At 37.7% G+C, this 2,819-nt stretch carries 3 protein-coding genes; 1 reads left to right on the forward strand and 2 read right to left on the reverse strand.

What is annotated here, in order from left to right; translation table 11 throughout:
* Window positions 1-206 precede the first annotated feature (206 nt).
* Window positions 207-1,484: a dicarboxylate/amino acid:cation symporter gene (locus GNP81_RS19235; protein WP_155675055.1), complete on the forward strand. Its 1,278-nt coding sequence runs from the start codon at window positions 207-209 to the stop codon at window positions 1,482-1,484.
* Window positions 1,485-1,554: 70 nt separating this feature from the next.
* Here the strand turns inward: GNP81_RS19235 and GNP81_RS19240 are convergent, their stop codons facing one another.
* Both GNP81_RS19240 and GNP81_RS19245 read right to left on the reverse strand, forming a co-directional pair.
* Window positions 1,555-2,154, reverse strand: a complete 600-nt coding sequence (locus GNP81_RS19240; RefSeq protein ID WP_155675054.1) for a thiol:disulfide interchange protein DsbA/DsbL — start codon at window positions 2,152-2,154, stop codon at window positions 1,555-1,557.
* 60 nt (window positions 2,155-2,214) lie between these two features.
* Window positions 2,215-2,589 (reverse strand): hypothetical protein, encoded by a 375-nt coding sequence (locus tag GNP81_RS19245; RefSeq protein WP_155673203.1) that lies wholly within the window; start codon window positions 2,587-2,589, stop codon window positions 2,215-2,217.
* Window positions 2,590-2,819: the final 230 nt, after the last annotated feature.

Below are 2,819 nucleotides of genomic sequence, written 5' to 3' on the forward strand. Positions count from 1 at the left end.
TGTTCTGCATATGGATAAATAGGGTCTAGGGTCTAGGGTCTAGGGTCTAGGGTCTAGGGTCTAAAACATTGTAATTCACTTAATATCAAAGTCCGTTAGATTTAATTTAACGGACTTTATTTTTTATACTGCATGCGTTTATTAAAGGATCCATCTTTTAATAAACGTATAAAGCAACATTTTTCAAAGTAACTGGAATAATCATTATGTGGAACAAACTTCGTCATTCTTTGCCTCTGCAATTACTACTAGCAGCATTACTTGCTTGGTTTATTACACTATTTATTTCTCCAACAACTGACGTAACCCAAGCGGCTTGGTACCAAGTAATCATGTTAGGAAAGATTACCTATATTGGTTTGCTAAAAATGGTAGTTGGTTTGGTGGTTATGCTTTCTTTACTTCAAGGTATTACAAGCATTGGCTCTATCACCCGCTTAAAGCAGGTAGGTCGAAATACGTTATTGTTCTACAGCTTCACCACATTATTAGCTATATCTCTTGGTTTGGGTGCATCGTTATTGATGCCTGCATGGCAGCCTCTTACAGAGCTTGCTCCTGTTGGTGACAATGTTCAGCTAATTAGTGAAGAAGCAGCCGGTGGTGCAGCCATTGCAAGTAAGTTATTAAATATGGCATTAGTAAACCCTGTTGCGGCATTAACTAACGGAAACTTACTCGCTATTGTTGTATTTTCATTTATGCTGGGACTGGCTTTACTTTCATCACTACCAGAAAAACATCCTGTTTTTGATGTACTCAGCGGTTTAAATAAAAGCATTAATACATTAGTCGGTTGGATTATTCGTTTAGCTCCATTGGCTGTATTTGCCATTGTTTTTGATTTTACAGTTCGAGGTGGAGAATCTTTATTTCAACAATTAGCTCTGTTTGCTTTACTGGTTTTTGTCCTTACTTTAATTCACGGAGCTGTTGTTTTACCAACGATAGCTAAAATAGCGACAGGCATTAAATACACAACCTTATTTAAAGCAATATCAGCTCCAATGGCGATGGCATTTGCAACCTCTTCTAGTTCTGCAACTCTGCCTCTAGCAATGCAAAGCGCACAAGAAAAACTAGGCGTATCTCAAAGCACAAGCAGCATGGTGTTACCACTTGGCGCGGTAATGAACATGGATGGCACCGCACTATTTGAAGGTGTTGCGGCTATATTTCTTGCCCAGCTTTTTGGTGTTGACTTAACAACCTCAGGGCTAGTCATGATCTTTATTATGGCAATGGTTTCATCTGTTGGCGCTCCAGGTATGCCATCAGGCTCTATGTCGGGTATGCAACTGGTTCTGTTAGCTGCAGGGATCCCTCTAGAAGCTATTGCGATCTTATTAATTATTGAACGTCCACTTGATACTTTCCGTACAGCGGTTAACGTTGAGGGGGATATGATTGCGGCTTTGGTTATTGATAAGTGGCAAAAAGAATCAGCCAACAAAGAAGTGTTCACGCAAAATATCCCTGCATAATGTCATGCAATAAAAAGCCCTCAATCTGCGAGGGCTTTTTTGTATCTCAAGTTTGTAGCTTAAATAATAATTACAATGTCAGTAAATAATTTACCAGTTGGTTGTATTCATCGTAACTACGAATGGCATTAGGTTTAACAATGTATTTATTGTTCACCAATACTCCTGGAACCCCTGTTAACGTACTTGCTTCAAACTGAATATCAAACTTACGCTGCATTGCATTCACAGCTACACCATTATAAGCCTCATCATATTTATCAGGGTCAATGCCATTATTGATAAAGACTTGACGAAGTTCATCTTCATTTTTTGGACGTTGCCCTAACTCATGAATCTGCTTAAACATGGCTGGTACCATTTTATCTTCAACCCCAAGCACAACCATTGTGGCATACGATTTTGCCATCGGTACTGCCATATCATTTCCCATAAAAGCAACATGCACTTTTTCAAATTTAACGCTCTTTGCTAAAGCGGGTTTTAAATTCTTAATCACCGCTTCAAACTTATAGCAGTGCGGGCAATAAAATGAAAAAAACTCAGTCACCTTAGGTTGGGTTGATTTCGCTACATCGAGAACTTGATAATATTTCCCCTCCTCAAACTGTGTAGCCTGAACAGAGAATGCAAACATAACTGCTGATAAAAAAACAAATAACTTTTTCATTGAATAAATCCTAAATCGATTAATAACATCGGTAAAAATACAAAAACTCTACATTAAGAATTACACAATTGGAGGGCGAAATAAGGTTCGACTACGTACGATGGCTTTTTCAGCTTGATCCACATTGATCAAAGCTAAAGAACTTAAAAGAGAATGCGTAACCACTAAAGATTGACCACATGACATTTTTAATAAGCACACAGATGCACAACAATGATGTCGCTCTGAACTGTAGCCTAATGACAGATCATGATCCCATTGAGCACAATCAGAAATAACCAAAGCGTTTATAATTGATGAGGACTTTTGATAAGGCGTAATGGTTTCACTAGAAGATAATGAAGTATTAACTTGAGATGCAGCAAAAGAGCCTGCTGAAAACACCACAAGCAAAATTAAAAATAGTCCCCAAATTTTACTACTGCATTGGCTCATATTTATTCATACTCCTTTAATGCAAGCAGCATATCTATATGGCCCACCTTTGTCAGGTCTCATTTCATATTTCCCTTTTAAACTGAGATATCTACTCCATAAATACTCTATCCTACGCTTATTATTACATAACCGTAAAAATCATTTTCATTTTATGGGGATTATCAACATCCTTGTTCACACTTATACTAGCCACATCAAAACGAGAGAGCAGAAATAAAAAACTCAAC

The sequence above is a fragment of the Aliivibrio fischeri genome (assembly GCF_009727955.1).
In the GTDB taxonomy this organism is placed as follows: Bacteria; Pseudomonadota; Gammaproteobacteria; order Enterobacterales; family Vibrionaceae; genus Aliivibrio; species Aliivibrio fischeri_A.